This is a genomic window from Larkinella sp. C7, assembly GCF_006149005.1.
In the GTDB taxonomy this organism is placed as follows: domain Bacteria; phylum Bacteroidota; class Bacteroidia; order Cytophagales; family Spirosomataceae; genus Larkinella.
This window is the reverse complement of the sequence record NZ_VBSL01000278.1, coordinates 1-316: the sequence shown is the minus strand read 5'-3', so window position 1 is coordinate 316 and position 316 is coordinate 1. Positions and strand designations below refer to the sequence as shown.

General features: G+C 38.6%; 1 protein-coding gene. It reads right to left on the bottom strand.

The genetic code is table 11. From position 1 onward, the window contains the following. On the bottom strand, positions 1 to 209 hold a 209-nt coding region (locus FH871_RS35415), incomplete at its 3' end, for a sugar phosphate nucleotidyltransferase (protein ID WP_171063052.1). Positions 210 to 316: the final 107 nt, after the last annotated feature.

Sequence of the window (316 nt, the reverse complement as noted above, 5' to 3'; positions counted from 1 at the left end):
CCAATATGATTATTAAGGGCTAAAGGCTGGTACTGGGTGATGACACCAACGTTATTGATGCCGGAATTAGCACAGTTGGAAAGGGCGAAATCAATAATCCGATAGCGACCCCCAAATTGAACAGCTGGCTTAGCAATAGATTGAGTTAGTTTACCCAAACGTGTACCTTGACCACCTGCCAAGATTAGTGCTAACATTTCATTTTTCATAAAAGACTCCTTTCAAAGAGAAATATGAGTTAAAGTGATGAGAGATCCTTTCTCTCACTTATTTATTCGTTTTTGTTCGTTGATGTCGTTTAACTCTCCAAATACTT